This window comes from Paraburkholderia tuberum STM678, from assembly GCF_902833905.1.
GTDB lineage: Bacteria > Pseudomonadota > Gammaproteobacteria > Burkholderiales > Burkholderiaceae > Paraburkholderia > Paraburkholderia tuberum.
On sequence record NZ_CADFGP010000014.1, the window covers coordinates 1 to 17,870 of the forward strand.

Annotated in this window: 16 protein-coding genes; all 16 read right to left on the minus strand. The window is 64.1% G+C overall.

The annotated features are described in order from the left end of the window. Nucleotides 1–354: 354 nt before the first annotated feature. Nucleotides 355–927, minus strand: coding sequence for a phosphoribosyltransferase (locus HWY30_RS14330; RefSeq protein ID WP_167368598.1), 573 nt, complete (start codon nt 925–927; stop codon nt 355–357). 18 nt (nt 928–945) lie between these two features. Beyond that, a complete protein-coding gene (locus HWY30_RS14335) occupies nt 946–2,292 on the minus strand; it encodes an adenylosuccinate synthase (RefSeq protein WP_090800717.1) in 1,347 nt (448 codons plus the stop codon). Between the two features lie 221 nt (nt 2,293–2,513). After that, nucleotides 2,514–3,665 carry an ATP phosphoribosyltransferase regulatory subunit gene (locus HWY30_RS14340; RefSeq protein WP_090800718.1) on the minus strand — a complete coding sequence of 384 codons (1,152 nt, stop codon included), beginning with the start codon at nt 3,663–3,665 and terminating at the stop codon, nt 2,514–2,516. Between the two features lie 217 nt (nt 3,666–3,882). After that, nucleotides 3,883–4,074, minus strand: a complete 192-nt coding sequence (locus HWY30_RS14345; RefSeq protein WP_090800720.1) for a DUF2065 domain-containing protein — start codon at nt 4,072–4,074, stop codon at nt 3,883–3,885. A gap of 43 nt (nt 4,075–4,117) precedes the next feature. After that, nucleotides 4,118–5,023 carry a protease modulator HflC gene (gene hflC / locus HWY30_RS14350; protein WP_090800721.1) on the minus strand — a complete coding sequence of 302 codons (906 nt, stop codon included), beginning with the start codon at nt 5,021–5,023 and terminating at the stop codon, nt 4,118–4,120. A gap of 15 nt (nt 5,024–5,038) precedes the next feature. Further along, complete coding sequence (gene hflK, locus HWY30_RS14355; RefSeq protein WP_090800723.1) at nt 5,039–6,442, minus strand: FtsH protease activity modulator HflK; 1,404 nt, start codon at nt 6,440–6,442, stop codon at nt 5,039–5,041. Nucleotides 6,443–6,491: 49 nt separating this feature from the next. Next, nucleotides 6,492–7,679, minus strand: a complete 1,188-nt coding sequence (hflX, locus tag HWY30_RS14360) for a GTPase HflX (RefSeq protein WP_090805363.1) — start codon at nt 7,677–7,679, stop codon at nt 6,492–6,494. A 57-nt stretch (nt 7,680–7,736) separates the two neighbouring features. Then, nucleotides 7,737–7,973: an RNA chaperone Hfq gene (gene hfq / locus HWY30_RS14365; protein WP_006051315.1), complete on the minus strand. Its 237-nt coding sequence runs from the start codon at nt 7,971–7,973 to the stop codon at nt 7,737–7,739. 175 nt (nt 7,974–8,148) lie between these two features. After that, the gene (der, locus tag HWY30_RS14370) at nt 8,149–9,486 is read right to left on the minus strand and encodes a ribosome biogenesis GTPase Der (protein ID WP_090800725.1); all 1,338 of its coding nucleotides are present in this window, start codon (nt 9,484–9,486) and stop codon (nt 8,149–8,151) included. A 470-nt stretch (nt 9,487–9,956) separates the two neighbouring features. Next, the gene (gene bamB, locus HWY30_RS14375; RefSeq protein WP_090800727.1) at nt 9,957–11,102 is read right to left on the minus strand and encodes an outer membrane protein assembly factor BamB; all 1,146 of its coding nucleotides are present in this window, start codon (nt 11,100–11,102) and stop codon (nt 9,957–9,959) included. 79 nt (nt 11,103–11,181) lie between these two features. Continuing rightward, nucleotides 11,182–11,811, minus strand: a complete 630-nt coding sequence (locus HWY30_RS14380) for a YfgM family protein (protein WP_090800729.1) — start codon at nt 11,809–11,811, stop codon at nt 11,182–11,184. A gap of 66 nt (nt 11,812–11,877) precedes the next feature. Continuing rightward, nucleotides 11,878–13,218 (minus strand): histidine--tRNA ligase, encoded by a 1,341-nt coding sequence (gene hisS, locus HWY30_RS14385; RefSeq protein WP_090800731.1) that lies wholly within the window; start codon nt 13,216–13,218, stop codon nt 11,878–11,880. 21 nt (nt 13,219–13,239) lie between these two features. Further along, the gene (ispG, locus tag HWY30_RS14390) at nt 13,240–14,556 is read right to left on the minus strand and encodes a flavodoxin-dependent (E)-4-hydroxy-3-methylbut-2-enyl-diphosphate synthase (protein WP_090800733.1); all 1,317 of its coding nucleotides are present in this window, start codon (nt 14,554–14,556) and stop codon (nt 13,240–13,242) included. Between the two features lie 85 nt (nt 14,557–14,641). Beyond that, complete coding sequence (locus tag HWY30_RS14395; RefSeq protein WP_090800735.1) at nt 14,642–15,781, minus strand: helix-turn-helix domain-containing protein; 1,140 nt, start codon at nt 15,779–15,781, stop codon at nt 14,642–14,644. A 222-nt stretch (nt 15,782–16,003) separates the two neighbouring features. Beyond that, on the minus strand, nt 16,004–17,155 hold the full coding sequence (gene rlmN / locus HWY30_RS14400) for a dual-specificity RNA methyltransferase RlmN (protein WP_090800736.1): 1,152 nt from the start codon (nt 17,153–17,155) through the stop codon (nt 16,004–16,006). A gap of 210 nt (nt 17,156–17,365) precedes the next feature. Beyond that, complete coding sequence (gene ndk / locus HWY30_RS14405; protein ID WP_090800738.1) at nt 17,366–17,791, minus strand: nucleoside-diphosphate kinase; 426 nt, start codon at nt 17,789–17,791, stop codon at nt 17,366–17,368. Nucleotides 17,792–17,870 lie beyond the last annotated feature (79 nt).

Genomic DNA, 17,870 nt, shown 5'->3' on the forward strand with positions numbered 1-17,870 from the left:
TTGGGCTTTACAGATCTTGGACTGCTCACCCCGCCACACCGCCTGATATCCGCTTCCTGTTCGTCAGGCCAGCATTTTGCCTGCGGCTTCCTTCAGATTCCGCCTTACGACGGACACCCTTGCCGCGGACACCCTTGCCGTTCAGCTAGCACTTCCCCTTGCCGGGTGTGCAGAGGACTTTCACCCCCAAGTCATCCGGCTCGCCACCACAGCGGGTCGGACAGCGCCAGTCACGGCGCTACGCGCCATGCCTGGCGCACCATAAAAAAACGGAGCCCGACTGGGCTCCGTTTTGTGACACCGCGATGACGCACGAGATCCGATGCGACAAAGCGTGAGGCGCGCGGCTTCGCGTCAATTGCCCGACGCCTCATCGGCCTGGGCGATGCCGCGCTTGATCCACGCGCCGAGGTTATGCGGACGCACCGTGTCCCACTCCTCGAACGGCTGATGAATCCACGGGTTGGTCGGCAGATACTGCACGTGGTAATCGGGCTTCACCTTCGAGCAGCCTTTGTACCACAGCACGGCCGAGCGCACCGCGGTGATGGCCGGATAGCGTTCCTTCAGATGCTGCTGCACGCGCGCGAGCGTGACGCCCGAATCGACGAGGTCGTCGACGAGCAGCACGTTACCGTGCAGTTCGCCGCGCGTCATCGTGATGTATTGCGCGATGTCGAGTTCGCCCTGCTGTGTGCCCGCTGCCTCGCGATAAGAGCTCGTTGCCAGAATCGCCAACGGCAGATCGTAGATGCGCGACAGCTGGTCGCCGACGCGCAGACCGCCGCGCGCGAGGCACAGGATCTTGTCGAACTTCCAGCCCGATTCGTGCACGGCAAGTGCGAGCATCTCGATCAGCCGGTGATATTCGTCCCAGCCGACCCACAGGTTCTTGTCGTCGTTGCGCGGATCTTTCATCGCGATCATGGGTACACCTTGCATCGCTTAGACCTTGAACGGATGACGCAGCAGAATCGTTTCGTCGCGGTCCGGACCGGTGGAGACCATGTCGATCGGAATGCCCGCGACTTCCTGCACGCGCGTCAGGTACGCACGCGCGTTGGCGGGCAGCTTGTCCCACTCCTTGATGCCGACCGTGCTTTCCTTCCATCCCGCGAAGGTTTCGTAGACCGGTACGCAGCGCGCGACTTCCGTCGCGCCGCGCGGCAGCAGATCGACGTTGTGGCCGTCGATCGTGTAGCCGACGCACAGCTTCACTTCGTCGAGACCGTCGAGCACGTCGAGCTTGGTCATGCACAGCCCCGTCACGCCGTTGATCTGGATCGAGCGACGCAGCGCGGAGACGTCGAGCCAGCCGGTGCGGCGCGGACGGCCGGTGACCGAGCCGAATTCCTTGCCGACGGTGGCGAGTTCGAGGCCGATCGGGTCCTGGCGCGAGGCATTGTCCGCATCGTACAGTTCGCTCGGGAACGGGCCCGAACCGACACGCGTGCAGTACGCCTTCGTGATGCCGACGATGTAGTTGAGCTTCTGCGGACCGACGCCCGCGCCCGCCGTCGCGGCACCCGCGACGCAGTTGCTCGAGGTGACGAACGGATAGGTGCCATGGTCGATGTCGAGCAGCGTGCCCTGCGCGCCTTCGAACAGCAGATTGCCGCCGTTCGCGTTGACGTCGTAGAGACGGCGCGACACGTCGGTGACCATCGGCTTCAGTCGGTCGGCGTAGCTCAGCATCGTGTCGAGCGTTTGCTGGAAGTCGACCGCGGCGGCGCCGAGGTACTGCGTGAGCACGAAGTTGTGATAGTCGAGGTTTTCGCGCAGACGCTCGGCGAAGGCTGGCGCGTCGAACAGGTCCTGCACGCGCAGGCCGCGGCGCGCGACCTTGTCTTCGTAGGCCGGGCCGATGCCGCGGCCGGTCGTGCCGATCTTGCTCGCGCCGCGGCGCGCTTCGCGGCCCTGGTCGATCGCGATGTGGTACGGCAGGATCAGCGTGGTGGCTTCGGAAATGAACAGGCGCTTCTGGACGTCGATGCCGGCGGCTTCGAGTTCGCCGATTTCCTTGAACAGCGCTTCCGGCGACAACACGACGCCATTGCCGATGTAGCACGCGACGCCGGGATGCATGATGCCCGACGGAATCAGACGCAAGATGGTTTTCTTGCCGCCGATGATAAGCGTGTGACCGGCATTGTGACCGCCCTGGAAGCGAACGACGCCCTGAGCGTGGTCCGTCAGCCAGTCGACGATCTTGCCCTTGCCCTCATCACCCCATTGGGTACCCACGACGACGACGTTGCGCCCGGGGTTCACATTCACTGCGCTGGCAGACATGTTGTTTCGTAAGCTGGTTAAAAACGTATTTTACCTAGGTTCGCGGAAGCTTCCGGAATTTTTCCGTTTCCGCTCAACGGTATGCACGTTATGTTGAGTATTGGAAGGGATGCGCGGCCGCGCAGAGTCGCTCGACCGCGCGCGATTCGGGCGGTGGTTGCGCCGCCCTCGGGCGAACGTCGGGTGACGGGTCCCCGGCAGCGTAGATCGGAACGCGCGGCTCAAGCGCGCGGTTCGACCACCCATGCGCCATTGCGCTCGACCAGCACCCGGTCGAACGCGAATTCATCGAGATCGTGCTTGTGGCCAGGCAGCGCCTGGATTACCACTTCACCGCCATCGCGCAATGCCGCGACCGCCACGCGCAACGCTTCGTCGTGCCGCCACGGCGCGAGGATCGCGCTGCTGCGCGCTTCGACCGGCGAGATCCGCGCGACTTCGCGCAGATCCAGCGAAAAGCCGGTTGCCGCGCGAGCGCGGCCATAGGCCTGACCGACGTGGTCGTAACGGCCGCCGCGCGCGACCGCGTTCGGCACGCCGTCCACGTAAGCGGAGAACATCACGCCGCTGTGGTACGCGTAGCCGCGCAGATCGGCGAGGTCGATCATCACTTCGGCGCCGTCGACCTGGCTCGCGAGGAACGCGAGGTCGTCGAGCGCGCGGGCGATCGCCGGTGAATTCGGCAGACGCGCGCGGGCCTCTTCGAGCACCGACGCGTCGCCGTACAGCGTCGGCAGCGCGCGCAGCGCATCGCGAATCACCGGCGAGAATTGCGCGGTCATCTCGACCAGACGCGGCACGTCCTTGCCGGCCAGCGCGTCGTAGAGCGCCGGGCCCAGTTCCTCGGCGGCCGGCTCGGCTTCGATCAGCGCGGCCAGCACGCCCGCGTGACACAGGTCCAGACGCACCTTCGCGAGGCCGGCGAGACGCAGCGCGTCGAGCATCAGCTGCTGGATTTCGAGGTCCGCTTCGAGCCCCGCGTGGCCGTAGATTTCCGCACCGATCTGGATCTGCTCACGCGTCGCATGCAGGCCGCGCGGGCGCGTATGCGCGACGTTGCCCGCATAGCAAAGACGCGTGACGCCTTGGCGGTTCAGCAGATGCGCGTCGATGCGCGCGACCTGCGGCGTGATGTCGGCGCGCAGACCGAGCGTGCGGCCCGACAGCTGATCGACGAGCTTGAAGGTGCGCAGATTCAGATCGTGCCCACCGCCCGTCAGCAGCGACTCGAGGTATTCGAGCAGCGGCGGCATCACCATCTCGTAGCCGTACGAGCGGAAACGGTCCAGCAAATGACGCCGCAATTCTTCGATCTTGCGGGCCTCCGACGGCAGCACGTCGGCGATATTCTCAGGAAGCAACCAGGTCGACATCGATACAGTCCTACGGCGTTGAACACGGCGTCTTGCAGCGCCGATGATGAGTGTGAATGACGTAGAGCGGCTTGATTCTGGCGGCTGACACAGACGCCCGGGCGGCGCTTTGCGGCACGCGCGCGACGCGCGGCGGCGTGGCCGGTCAGTACGCGTTTTGCTCGGGCCGGCAAAACACGCCGCAACACGCGGCGTTCGTCAGACAAGCAAGCCGGCTTCAGGTCGCGATGAACAGTAGAACCAGCCCGAGCAACATCACGATGAGCCCTCCGACACGAATCTGATGCGGCGGTCGTTCCGCTATTTTACGGAACGTGTCGCGCCAGGCGGTTGGAAAAACGAACGGAAACATCCCCTCGATAATCAGCATCAGCGCGATCGCGAGCAATAACGAACCAGCTATGTCCATGCGAGTGAAGCGGCCGCGATGCGGATGCCGCGGCCTTCGGTAATCAGCGTTTGCGCGCAGCAGGCGCGGAAGCGTCCGGGGCGACGCCGCCGGTCGGGCTACGCATGAAGCGGAAGAACTCGCTACTGGAGTCGACCACGATCAGGTCGCCCGGCTTGAAGGTCTTCCGGTACGCCTGCATGCTTTGATAAAACTGGTAGAACTGCGGATCCTTGCCGAACGCTTCGGCAGCGATCTCCGCGGCCTTTGCATCGCCTTCGCCGCGAATGCCCTGCGCCTGCGCGAGGCCGTCGGCGAGCACCGCCTGCTGCTTCGCGAGCGCGTCCGCGCGGATCTGGTTCGCTTCGGCGGCGCCCTTCGCTCGCTCGTCCACCGCGACCTGCTTGCGCGCGGCGATCATGCGCTTGAATACCGAGTCGGCCACCGCTGCCGGGAAATCGACGCGCGTGAGTTGCACATCCACGACCGATACGCCGAGCGATGCCGCGCCCTTGTCCATCGCACCGCGGGCCTGTTCGGCGATCGCCGGTTGTTTGGCGAGCGCGTCGGACAGCGTGAACTTGCCGAACGCGTCGCCGAGCGCGCCGCGCGACAGCAGCGCGAGCCGGTCGGGCAGACTCTGCGGATCACCCTTCGTTTCGGCGATCAGCTTCAGCGGATCGGTCACGCGGAACTTGATCACCGGGTTGACCAGCAGATCGGTTTTGTCGGACGTGACGTAATGATCTTCGTCGGGTGCGTCGAGCGACTGGATGCGATTGTCGACGAACGCGACCGTTTGCAGCGGCGGCGGCAGCTTCACGTGCAGCCCCGGGCCGAGCAGCGTGGGCGTCGCGTCGCCGCGCCCGGACAACACAGCCATATGCCGTTGATCGACGACGAACACCATCGACGATGCCGCGAACAGCACGATGACGAGCGCGACGACGAGCGCAATGATTCGGTTCATATTCTTGTGCGCTCCTTATTGAACGTCGTCTTCACGCATGCGATTGCGGAACGCTTCGCGCGAGCGCAGCGACGCGGCGCTCGGCCGGCTCGCTGGCGCAGGCGCGGAAGCGGCGGGTGCGGATGCGCCATCGGCGGCGGAGCCTGCCGCGGCACCGGTCTCAGCGGCCGACGCGGCCGACGGCGCGGCCGCACTCGCCGCTTGCGGCGCGCCCGCGACAGCAGGACCCGAAGCGGCGGCGCCCGCCGCCGCGGCCTGGCGTTCGCGGTTCTGCTCGACGAGCCTGTCGAGCGGAAGATACAGCACGTTGTTGCCGTTCTTCGCGTCGACGAACACCTTGGTCGCGTTCGCGTAAATCTGCTGCATGGTTTCCATGTACAGGCGGAAGCGCACGACGGCCGGCGCCTTCGCGTATTGGGCGTAGACCTGGTTGAAGCGCTCGGCCTCGGCCTGCGCCTGCGCGACCGTGGTCTGGCTATAGGTTTTGGCTTCCTGGACCTGACGATCGACGTCGGCCTGCGCGCGCGGCAGAAGATCGGCCGCATAAGCCTGCGCATCGCGTTTCGCGCGTTCGTTTTCGTCGTGTACCTTCGCAGCGTCGGCGAACGCAGGTTGCACCTGCTCGGGCACCTGCACGCTCTGGATCGTCACGCCCGTGACTGCCAGACCGGACTGGTCCTGATCGAGCGATTGCTGGATCGCCGCGATCAGCTGCTGGCGCAAAGTTTCGTGATCCTGATCGAGGATATCGCTAGTGCTCTGCGCGCCGACGATGCCGCGCACCGCCGCCTGCGCGGCATGCATCACGCTCTGGTCGGGATCGACGCTGCGAAACAGAAAGTCGTTGGGCTTGCGCACCTGGTACTGCACGGCGAAGCGCACGTCGACGATGTCGCCGTCGTGCGTGAGCATTGACGCGTCCTTCACGTTCGCGAGACGCACCACATTGCTACGGCCGATCTCGACCTGGCGGATCTGCCCGACATTGACGAACTCGTGGGACTCGAACGGAAACGGCAGACGCCAGTGCACGCCCGGCTCCGCGGTATAGCGATACTTGCCGAACTGCAGCACGACGGCCGCCTGGCCATCCTGCACGACGAACACACCGCTGCCGAGATAGATCGCGATCAGCACGCCGATCACGATGCCGACGCCGATGCGCGCGCCACGGCCGTTGTCAGGACGGCCACCGCCGACACCGCCGCCCCTGCGCCCGAAAATCCGGGACAGACGGCGATTGAATTCGCGCCACATTTCGTCGAGGTCGGGCGGACCTTCACCGTCGCGTGCCGGTCGCTTCGGATCGTTCGGCCGTTGCCGGTCGCCGTTGCCGTCGCCCCGGCCCCAACGCGGATCGTTCAGTGAAAGCAAGGCGCGCATACGCAGCCAGATACTCCGCTCGTTGTAATCGTTCACCTGTGTTCGTTCACCAGAGTAGACAGCGGGTCAGTGCAATTGGAACGGGTCAGTGCCCGAGTTCTGGAACCTTGTGGTCGTCGCGCAGTTGCGCCGCGCGGTCATCTTGCGACGCATCGAGCGGCATGTCGGCAAGCGGTTCGGCTGTAGCGATTTCGGCGATGGCAGCGCGCAATGCATCCAGCCCCTGCCCGGTGCGCGCGCTCAAAAAGACGCGCGAAATATTACCATACTCGTCCCGCTCGACCGCGTCGCCACGGGCTGCCAGCTCTGGCACCGCGTCGATCTTGTTGAACACGAGCACCTGACGGATCGTGTCCGCGCCGATCGCGTGCAACACCTCGTTGACCTGATCGATCTGGTCGAGCCGCACCGCGCTCGATGCATCGACGACATGCAGCAGCAGGTCCGCGTGAATGGTTTCCTCGAGCGTCGCGCGGAACGCGGCGACGAGCTGGTGCGGCAGCTCGCGGATGAAACCGACGGTATCGGACACCACCACCTGCCCCGCTTCGTCGCCCAGATACACGCGCCGCGAGGTGGTATCGAGCGTGGCGAACAACTGGTCGGCGGCATACGCCTGCGCCTTGGTCAGCGCGTTGAAGAGCGTCGATTTGCCGGCGTTCGTGTAGCCGACGAGCGACACCGACATCGTCTGGTTGCGATGCCGCGCCCGGCGTTGCGTGCCATGCTGGCGGCGCAGCTTGTCGAGGCGGATCTTGAGCGCCTTGATGCGCTCGCCGATCAGCCGGCGGTCGGTTTCGAGCTGCGTCTCGCCTGGACCGCGCAATCCGATACCGCCCTTCTGACGTTCGAGGTGGGTCCACGCGCGAATCAGCCGGGTCGACAGATATTGCAGCTGCGCGAGTTCGACCTGCAGCTTGCCTTCGTGGCTGCGCGCGCGCTGCGCGAAAATGTCGAGGATCAGACTGGTGCGATCGACCACGCGCCGATTAAGCGCCCGCTCCAGATTGCGCTGCTGCGCAGGCGCCAGAGCATGGTTGAAGATCACGAGTTCGATGTCGTTTGCTTCGCACGCAAGGCGCAATTCTTCGGCCTTGCCGCTGCCGACGAACATCTTCGCGTCGGGACTGGAACGGCGTCCGGTGAGGGTGACCAGGGGGTTCGCGCCCGCGCTGTGCGCGAGCAGGCTGAGTTCTTCGAGACTGGCTTCGAAATCGATCTTGCCGAAGTCGATGCCAACGAGCGCTGCATTGATCAAATTGGAGGGTATCAAAATGACGCGGCCGGGAGTGATCGCCAACGGGCGACAGTGTGCCGGCCGCGGCGAGGGTTAGGACTGTTCGGAATCCGGGTGGAAATTCACCGGACGGGCAGGCACGACCGTCGAAATGGCGTGCTTGTAGACCATCTGGGTGACCGTATTCCGGAGCAACACGACGTACTGGTCGAACGATTCGATGTTCCCTTGAAGCTTGATGCCGTTGACCAGGTAGATCGACACCGGCACATGCTCTTTACGCAGTGCGTTCAAAAACGGGTCTTGTAACAATTGCCCTTTGTTGCTCATAGCAAACTCCGTATTTTTTTGCAGGTTGACTGAATTGACGGCGAAGAAAAAGAGATCCGCCGCCAACCGCTACACTATAGCTGATTTTCATTTCGACGCGCGGGCCCGGGACCCCCGGCCAAACCCAGCATACACGCGGGTTTCAGCCCAGCTTTAAGACCAGCTTCAGCTTGCTTCAGCCTTTGTCCGCGTAAGGGTTCGTCGACGATCTGAACTCTATTCGCAATGGAGTCCCCGTCAGCTTGAAAGTTTCCCGGAAGCGATTTTCGAGGTACCGCTTATACGTGTCGGTGATCGCGTCGAGCGCATTGCCGTGAATCACGATAATCGGCGGATTCTGTCCGCCCTGGTGTGCGTAACGCAGCTTCGGACGCACTGGACCGCGACGGCGCGGCTGCTGGAATTCGACCGCCTCGATCAGCGCGCGCGTCAGCTTCGGCGTCGGCAGCTTCGACATCGCGGCCGTGTACGCGTCGTCGACCGAACGCATCAGCGGCCCGATTCCGGTTTTTTCCGCGGCGGAAATGAAATGGAATTTGGCGAAGTCCAGAAATTTTAGTTTGCGTTCGAGGTCGGCTTTGGTGCGCTCGCGCACATGCGGATCGAGACCGTCCCATTTGTTCACGCCAACCACCAGCGCGCGGCCCTGCTCGACGACGAAGCCAGCGATGTGCGCATCCTGATCCGAGATGTCCTGACGCGCGTCGAGCAGCAGGATCACGACGTTCGCATCGGAGATCGACTGCAGCGTCTTCACGACCGAGAACTTTTCGATCGCCTCGAACACCTTGCCGCGGCGGCGCAGGCCGGCCGTGTCGATCAGCGTATACGGCTTGCCGTTGCGCTCGAAATCGACGTAGATCGAGTCGCGCGTAGTGCCGGGCATGTCGAACGCGATCACGCGCTCTTCGCCGACCAGCGCATTGATCAGCGTCGACTTACCAACGTTCGGCCGGCCGACGATGGCGATCTTCACGCCGCGCGCTTCCTTGTCTTCCTCGCTCTCTTCCGGCTGACCGGCATACGCGACTTCGAGCGCCTCGTTGATCATGTCGGTGACGCCGTCGCCGTGCGCGGCCGAAATCGCGCGCGGATCGCCGAGACCGAGTTCGTAGAAGTCGGCCGCGACGTTGGCGTACTTCATGCCCTCGGCCTTGTTCACGACGAGGAAGATCGGCCGGCCGACCTTGCGCAGATAGTCGGCGATCGACTTGTCCAGCGGCGCGAGACCGTTGCGCCCATCGACGATGAACACGACGACGTCCGACTCCTCGACCGCCTGGCGGGTCTGGCGCGCCATCTCGTGCAGGATGCCGTCTTTCGCGACCGGCTCGAAGCCGCCGGTGTCGACGACCAGATACGGCCGCTCGCCGGCGCGTCCTTCGCCGTAATGGCGATCGCGCGTGAGACCGGGCAGGTCGGCAACCAGCGCATCACGCGAACGCGTAAGGCGGTTGAACAGCGTGGATTTCCCCACATTGGGGCGCCCAACGAGGGCAATAACGGGTTTCATCTGATGTTGTTCACGGTGAAACGCGGGATCGCAACCGATCGCGCGCGTAGCGACGCCAGGCGGGCGCCACGGGGTGGCGTTCTGACGAAATTATCACGAATTCAGCCTGCTCCGGATGCGCGATCGATATGCGCATCCAGGCGGACGGGCGTGGGCTGCACAGACGCCGCCGGGGGCGCCTGCTTCAGACCGGGCTGCTCGACGGCTGACGCGCTCGTGTTCGAGGGCGTCTTTAATTTGCAAGGCCGTCGACGAAGCGCACGCGCCGCCTTGCATGCCGGCGGCCACAGCCTCGATCCGACTTGCCGGACCAGCCCGTCCGGCGATTTTTTCTATTGAGCCTGCCCGATCACGCGACGGGCAGCGTGGCAACCCGACGCACGAGCCGCACGCCAAAGCCGGCGCAGACTTCAATTAAAAAGCGCGCGGCCGGCAAAGCCGGCCTGCGCGCCTGACATCATCTATCGCGATCAGCGCGGACGATAGCCGAACAGGCCGCCGTCGCGCGTCTGTACGACCAGCGTGTCGCCAGCCAGCACCGGCGCCGCGGTAATCGCGCTGCCGTCGGTCTTCACTCGTGCGACGAGCGTGCCGTCGACGGTCGACAGGAAATGCACGAAGCCCTTGTAGTCGCCGAACACGGCCGCGCGGCCGAGCAGCGTCGGCACGCTCAGGTCGCGGTTCTTCAGCGTGTCGTTCTTCCACAGCACCGAGCCGTTGTTCACGTCGAATGCGGACACGACCGACCAGTCGTCGGCGGCGACCACGCTGCGCTCATCCTGCGCGAGGCCGGTCGTGCTCGAGAACGGCTTGCCCCACAGCGCGCGGCCCGAGTTGGCGTCGAAACAGCCAATCTGGCCCTGGAACGTCACCGCGCAGGTCTCCGAACCCACCAGCGTGGGCGGGCCGGTCACGTCGTTGATACGCTCGACCTCGGTCACGCCCTTCGGATATGACACCGGCGTTTGCCAGTAGGCGTCGCCCGTCTGCAAGTTGATCGCGGCGAACGAGCCGCCCGGGAAGCCGGCCAGCACGGCCGCGTCACCTGCGAACGTCATGCCCGACGACACGCGCAGGTTCAGCGGCACCGCGCGGTTGCGGAAGTTCCACTTCTGCTCGCCGGTTTGCGCGTTGAACGCGACGATCTGGCCGTCGATCGTGCGCACGATCACGAGGCCGTTGCCGACGAGCGGCGGCGTAATGATCTCGCCCGGCGCCTTCGCGGTCCACAGCTGCTTGCCGTCCGCGCCTAGCACGTACACGTCGCCCTTCAAGCCACCGACCGCGGTGAGCGTGCCATCGCTGCCGACGCCCGCCGACAGATCATCGTGCAACTTGACGCGCCACACGTCCTTGCCCGTTTGCGCGTCGATCTTGGCGACCGTGCCATTCGTGCCGGCAGCATACACGGCATTGCCGACCGCAACCGGCGAGAACAGGTAGCGGCCCGCCTTGCCGACACTCGCCGACCAGGTCTGCTGCACGTCGAGCACGGGTTTGAACTCGGTGAGCGGCGTCGGCACACGGCGCTCGTCTTTCGTGGATGAGCAAGCCGCCAGCGTGAGAACGGTCATCGCACAGATAACGGGCACGGCGTAACGTTTCAGCAGATTCATCGGTGGACGAAGCATTCAGGAAATTGGATTAAAGGAGACCGCCTTGCGGTCGTGGCTCGCGGCGCGCTGCGCGGGACGCTCAGCCGCCAAGTGCATCCAGCTTGAACTGGATCAGCTGGCGCGCCGAACTGTCGCTGTTCGACAGCGAGTCGAGCGCGAGCTTGTAGGCCGCGCGCGCGTCGTCGCGCTTGCCTTGGGCGGCGAGCAGGTCGCCGCGGCGGTCCGCCACGACGCCCTTGAAGGCATCGGATTGTGGCTCGGCCAGGAGCGCGAGGCCCTGGTCGTATGCCTTGTCGTCGAGCAGCAGCGATGCCATGCGCAGCTTCGCGATCTGCTTGAACTCGTCGTCCTTCGCGTGATCGATCGTCCATTGCAGCTGCGCTTTCGCGCCGGCTTCGTCGCCAGCGGCGTACAGCGCCTTGGCGGCGCCGAGCGCGGTCATCTGCGCGTAGGCAGTACGGCCGAACTTGTCTTCCATGTCGGCGGCGACGCGCGCAATCTGCGCCTTATCGCCCGATGCCGCGGCTTGCTGAACCTGGTCATACAGCACCGCGGCTTCCGCGGCCTGACGACGCTGCCAGAAATTCCAGCCGTTCCAGCTCGCGCCTGCCAGCAACACCACCAGCACGATCCACGTGGTCGCATTGCCCCACTGCGTCCACCATGCCTTCAGACTTTCGATCGATTCTTGTTCGTCGTGGTAACTCATTGCCCGGCGATTTCCTCATTCTTGCTACGTGTGCGTGTCGAGCCAGCCGGCCCAACGACATCGCGATCAGTCGTCGCCGTCTTCGGCGGATGCAACCATCGCATTGATTAGATATTCGGTCAAGTCTTCGGCGGGCACGTTCTGTTGCTCGTTCTTACCGCCGTGGGCTTGCGTATCGCGCAGCGGTTTCACGCCGACCGTGCCGTTGGCGATCTCATCTTCGCCGAGCACGACCGCGAACGCGGCGCCGCTCGCGTCGGCGCGCTTCATCTGCGACTTGAAACTTGCCGACTGACCGTCCGCGCTGCAGTGCAGGATCACGTCGAGACCGGTATCGCGCAGACGCTCGGCGATGATGAACGCCTGCTCGCGCGCGGTGTCGCCCTGATGGACCACGTACACGTCGCAACCTTCGTCTTCCGGCACGAGCTGTTCTTCCTTAAGCAGCTCGAGAATCCGCTCGACGCCCATCGCCCAGCCGCACGCAGCCGTCGGCTTGCCGCCGAGCTGTTCGATCAGCGGATCGTAGCGGCCGCCCGCCGCGACCGTGCCTTGCGCGCCGAGTTTGTCGGTCACCCACTCGAACACGGTCAGATTGTAGTAATCGAGACCGCGCACGAGACGCGGATTGATCGTGAACGGAAGGTTGTTCGCCTTCAGCAGACGCTGCAGAGCTTCGAAGTGCGCGCGCGATTCTTCCCCAAGAAAATCGATCAGCTTCGGCGCGTTCCGCGCAACTTCCTGCAGCGCAGGATTCTTCGTATCGAGCACGCGCAGCGGGTTCGTATAGAGACGGCGCTTCGCGTCTTCGTCGAGCACGTCCATGTGCTTTTCGAGATACGCGATCAGTTCGACACGATGCGCGGCGCGCTCTTCAGCGAGGCCCAGCGAGTTGATTTCGAGCTTGATGCCAGTCAGGCCGAGGTCGTCCCACAGACGCTGGCACATCATGATGATTTCCGCGTCCGCATCCGGACCCGCGAAACCGAGCGCCTCGACACCGACCTGGTGGAACTGGCGATAACGGCCGCGCTGCGGACGCTCGTGACGGAACATCGGACCGATATACCACAGACGCTTCGGGCCATCGTACAGCATGTTGTGTTCGATCGACGCGCGCACCACGGCCGCCGTGTTTTCCGGGCGCATCGTCAGGTTTTCGCCGTTCAATGCGTCGGTGAAGCTGTACATCTCTTTTTCGACGATGTCGGTCACTTCGCCGATACCGCGTGTGAACAGCTGCGTATGCTCGACGATCGGCGTGCGGATATTCTGGTATCCGTACGAACGCAGCATCGACTTGACGGTGGTTTCGAAAAATTCCCAGAGCCCGGCTTCCTGCGGAAGGATGTCGTTCATGCCCTTCACGCCAGACAGCTTCTCGAGCTTTTTCTTCTGTTCAGTCATCTGTGTTTCGATAGCCGGTTTTTAGTTGAGCGCGTCGGCGCGGCCATAGCGGCGCTCGACGTAGTCGCTCACGATTTGCTGGAATTCTTGCGCGATGTTCTCGCCGCGCAGCGTCTTCACCTTTTCGCCGTCGATGAACACCGGCGCGGCCGGATTCTCGCCCGAGCCCGGCAGGCTGATGCCGATATTCGCCTGCTTCGATTCGCCCGGACCATTGACGATGCAGCCCATCACCGCGACGTGCATCTGCTCGACGCCGGGATACTGGTCGCGCCACACCGGCATCTGCTGACGCAGGTAGGTCTGGATCTGCGACGCGAGTTCCTGGAACAGCGTGCTCGTGGTGCGCCCGCAGCCGGGGCACGCGATCACCATCGGCGTGAACGACCGGAGGCCCATGGTCTGCAGAATCTCCTGACCGACGATCACTTCGCCTGTGCGCGACGCGCCCGGTTCCGGCGTCAGCGAAATACGGATCGTATCGCCGATGCCCTGCTGCAGCAGAACCGACAGCGCCGCGGTTGACGCGACGATGCCCTTCGAACCCATGCCCGCTTCGGTCAGGCCAAGATGCAGCGCGAAATCGCAACGGCGCGCGAGTTCGCGGTACACGGCAATCAGATCCTGCACGCCGCTGACCTTGCACGACAGGATGATCTGGTCGCGCCCGAGGCCGAGTTCGACCGCACGTTCCGCCGAGCCGATCGCCGACTGGATCAGCGCTTCGTACATCACGCTTTGCGCTTCCCACGGAGTGGCGCGCGAGCCGTTTTCGTCCATCATCTTCGCGAGCAGGTCCTGGTCGAGGCTGCCCCAGTTCACGCCGATGCGCACCGGCTTGTCGTATTTGACCGCCGTCTCGATCATCTGCGCGAACTGCGTGTCGCGCTTCGCGCCGTGCCCGACGTTGCCCGGATTGATCCGGTACTTCGACAGCGATTCCGCGCAGCCCGGATAGTCGCGCAGCAGCAGGTGGCCGTTGTAATGGAAGTCGCCGACGAGCGGCACCATCACGCCCATGCGGTCGAGTTGCTCGCGGATCGCCGGCACGGCCGCCGCCGCTTCCGGCGTATTCACGGTGATACGCACCAGTTCGGACCCGGCTTGCGCCAGTTCCTTGATCTGGATAGCGGTACCGATCACGTCGGCGGTGTCGGTGTTGGTCATCGACTGCACGCGCACCGGCGCATCGCCGCCGATGGTCACGAGCTCGCCGCCCCAGCGGACGTTGACCGCATGCGACTTGCGCCGCATCGCGGGGCCGCCGAACACCGGCTCGTCTGAAACGATCTTGCTACAGGATTGGGATTGAGCGTCGGTTTGCATCGAAAAACCCATTTACGCCGCACGCGCTATGCAAAAACGCAGCGCCTGAATTGAAAAAGCGCCGCGGACCGGTTGACCGCGGCGCGTACCGTATCTGTCAAGGCAGCGCAAAGCGCGCCACGTTGCCCTTGGCTGTCGCATATTTCGAGGGATCGACCGGCTGGCCGTCGAGCGTCACCGACTCGAGACCCGCCTTGTTGCCGACCGTGACCTTGAACGGACCGACACCCGTCACTTGCTTCGGATCGCCGGCATGCACGAGGCCGGAGAACAATTCCTTGCCGTTCTTGTCACGCACGCTGAACCAGCTGTCCTGCGTCACGCGCAGCGCGACGACCGCCTCGCCGAGCGCTGGCGTGACCGCCGGTGCCGACGCGTTCGCCACGACCGCCGGTGCATTTGCGCTCTCCATGGCGACCTGTGCCTGAGCCTGCGAGCCGGCCTTCGGTGCCGCGGCCGTCGGTGCCGCCGTTGCCGCTGTATTCGCTGCCGGGGCCGAGCCCGGCGCGGTGCCAGTGGCAAGCGGAGCCGGCATCGGCGTTGCCGACGCAGACACCGCATTATCCGCGCTCGCCGCGTTGTCAGCCGTGGCCGCCGCGTCCGGCGCCGATGCCCCTTGCGCCGCCGTCGCCGGACCCTGAGCGACCGCGCCCGAAGCCGCCGTGTCGCTGATAGTCGAACTATTCGCGCTTGCCTTCAGGCGCGCGAGCCACGCGGACGAATCACCGCCGTTAGTGCGCCACATCCCGAGTGCGATGACCGCGACGACGATCGCCGCAATGCCCCACAGCCACGAACGGCTCTTATGCCCGCTGTCGCCAAGCGACAGCGAAACCTTGCCGCGCGGCAGATCCTTGCCCGATGACGCCGGCATCGACAGATTCGGCGCCGGCACGCCCTTCTCGCGACGCAGCGCCGCCGTAAAAGGCGCCGGATCGGCGCCCAGCATTTTCGCGTAGCTGCGCACGACGCCGAGTGCGAACGTCGTGTCCGGCAGATGGCTGACGTCGCCCGCCTCGAGCGCGCTCAGCTTGACGACCGACACCTTCAGCCGCGCCGACACGTCCTCGATAGTCCAGCCTTTCGACTCGCGCAACTGGGTCAAGCGCGCGCCAACCGCTGCCAACGAATCAAGGGCCGGCTGCACGACAGGCTGGACCACCGCCCTTGCAACGGGTGCCGGATGGCCATCGCTCGTGTCTGTCTCGTGCGGCTGCGGGTGCTGCGGCTCACTCATCCCAAATCCTTTCGCGTCGATTCTTTTAATCGTGCGACCGGACGGGCTCGAGCGTCACGTCCAAATCGCAGACCGTTTATAACAAAATGTGCGGCTTTGTGTACCGCTCCCGATCGATTCTGCAAACTTTCTTTTAATCGCCGGTGGCATGGGAGCATTTTTGCGCTCGCGGTACTTTCCGCCGAACGCCGACGCCCTGCCGCCCCTCGCGATTACACGGCGTTACACGGCGCGAACCTCGATCACCTTCGCCGCCTTCCCGGTGCGCTCAGCAAGACGCGTGCGGTCTTTCACCGCGCCGGCCAGCTGACCGCAGGCAGCATCGATATCGTCGCCGCGGGTCTTGCGCACAGTGGTGACCACGCCAGCGTCCATCAACACCTGCGCAAACCGCTTGATCTGTTCCGGCTTCGAACGGATAAGGCCCGATTCGGGGAACGGATTGAACGGAATCAGATTGAACTTGCACGGCACGTTACGCGTGACGGCGAGCAACTCGCCCGCGTGCGCCTCGCTGTCGTTCACGCCATCGAGCATGCAGTATTCGAACGTAATGAAATCTCGCGGCGCGACTTTCAGATAGCGCTCGCACGCCGCCATCAGCTCGCGCAGCGGGTACTTTTTGTTGAGCGGCACCAGCACGTCGCGCAGCGCGTCGTTCGAGGCATGCAGCGACACCGCGAGCGCCACGGGCAGATCCGCGCCGAGCCGGTCCATCATCGGTACGACGCCCGAAGTGGACAACGTGACGCGCCGGCGCGACAGGCCGTACGCATTGTCGTCGAGCATCAGGCGCATGGCCGGCACGACTGCGTCGTAATTGAGCAGCGGCTCGCCCATCCCCATCATCACGACGTTCGTGACGACGCGCTCGCCCTTGCCGTCGCCGCCCATCGCGCGGCCGCCGGCATCACCACGCGATGCGCGCAGCGCAAACTCAGCCATGCGCAACTGGCCGATGATTTCGCCGGTGGTGAGATTGCGGGAGAACCCCTGCTTGCCGGTCGAGCAGAACCGGCAGTTGACCGCACACCCAGCCTGTGACGACACACACAGCGTGCCGCGCGTTTCTTCGGGGATGTAGACGGTTTCAACGGCGTTGCCGTTTCCGACGTCGATCAGCCACTTGCGTGTGCCGTCCGACGAAACGTGGTCGCTGACGACGCCCGGCATCGTGATCGCGGCGCGCCCTTTGAGCTTTTCGCGCAAGGACTTCGCGAGATCGGTCATGCCGTCGAAGTCGGCAGCGTTGTATTGATGAATCCAGCGCTGCAATTGCTTGGCGCGAAACGGTTTCTCGCCCAGGCTGTCGCAATAGGCGACGAGCCCTTGGGCGTCGAGGTCGAGAAGGTTGACGGAGGGACTGCTCGTCATATCGAATCCTGCCATTTCATTGCGAGACTACGTTCATGCAACAAGCTGCATGAACGCCGTGCCCGTTCGCGCCCATTCCTGCTGCTTTTACCTTACTACTTTGCCGTGCAACGCGCGCGATTCATGCGATAAAACACTTCGGCTGCACGAAACGCGCCAGGCGGACACGGCTTACGACCGAGGCCAGTGCCTGACCTCAGCGCGAGGCGCTCAACGCGAGTAGACGTTGACTTGGGGGAAGAAGAATGCGATTTCAATCGCGGCCGTTTCCGGTGCGTCCGAGCCGTGCACCGCGTTGGCGTCGATGCTGTCCGCGAAGTCGGCACGGATCGTGCCCTTTTCTGCCTTCTTCGGGTCAGTCGCACCCATCAGATCACGGTGTTTCAGGATCGCGTTTTCGCCTTCCAGCGCCTGCACGACCACCGGACCCGAGATCATGAATTCGACGAGGTCCTTGAAGAACGGACGTGCTGCGTGCACGGCGTAGAACTTCTCGGCGTCAGCACGCGACAGATGAACCATGCGCGATGCCACGATCTTCAGACCAGCGTTTTCAAAACGGGTATAGATCTGGCCGATCACGTTCTTGGCCACTGCGTCCGGTTTGATAATCGACAGGGTGCGCTCGATCGCCATAAAAGCTCCAAAAAATTAAGAAGTTACAGATTCAAATGAATCCGCTATTGTAGCATGTTCCCGTGCATCATTGCGATTG

Bases quoted from the DNA above. Each gene is read 5' to 3' on its own strand.
- ndk (WP_090800738.1), bottom strand. From the start codon at position 17,791: ATGGCGATCGAGCGCACCCTGTCGATTATCAAACCGGACGCAGTGGCC.
- rlmN (WP_090800736.1), bottom strand. From the start codon at position 17,155: ATGACGAGCAGTCCCTCCGTCAACCTTCTCGACCTCGACGCCCAAGGG.
- HWY30_RS14340 (WP_090800718.1), bottom strand. From the start codon at position 3,665: ATGTCGACCTGGTTGCTTCCTGAGAATATCGCCGACGTGCTGCCGTCG.
- hfq (WP_006051315.1), bottom strand. From the start codon at position 7,973: ATGAGCAACAAAGGGCAATTGTTACAAGACCCGTTTTTGAACGCACTG.
- bamB (WP_090800727.1), bottom strand. From the start codon at position 11,102: ATGAATCTGCTGAAACGTTACGCCGTGCCCGTTATCTGTGCGATGACC.
- HWY30_RS14335 (WP_090800717.1), bottom strand. From the start codon at position 2,292: ATGTCTGCCAGCGCAGTGAATGTGAACCCCGGGCGCAACGTCGTCGTC.
- hisS (WP_090800731.1), bottom strand. From the start codon at position 13,218: ATGACTGAACAGAAGAAAAAGCTCGAGAAGCTGTCTGGCGTGAAGGGC.
- hflC (WP_090800721.1), bottom strand. From the start codon at position 5,023: ATGAACCGAATCATTGCGCTCGTCGTCGCGCTCGTCATCGTGCTGTTC.
- HWY30_RS14345 (WP_090800720.1), bottom strand. From the start codon at position 4,074: ATGGACATAGCTGGTTCGTTATTGCTCGCGATCGCGCTGATGCTGATT.
- HWY30_RS14395 (WP_090800735.1), bottom strand. From the start codon at position 15,781: ATGAGTGAGCCGCAGCACCCGCAGCCGCACGAGACAGACACGAGCGAT.
- HWY30_RS14330 (WP_167368598.1), bottom strand. From the start codon at position 927: ATGATCGCGATGAAAGATCCGCGCAACGACGACAAGAACCTGTGGGTC.
- HWY30_RS14380 (WP_090800729.1), bottom strand. From the start codon at position 11,811: ATGAGTTACCACGACGAACAAGAATCGATCGAAAGTCTGAAGGCATGG.
- der (WP_090800725.1), bottom strand. From the start codon at position 9,486: ATGAAACCCGTTATTGCCCTCGTTGGGCGCCCCAATGTGGGGAAATCC.
- ispG (WP_090800733.1), bottom strand. From the start codon at position 14,556: ATGGGTTTTTCGATGCAAACCGACGCTCAATCCCAATCCTGTAGCAAG.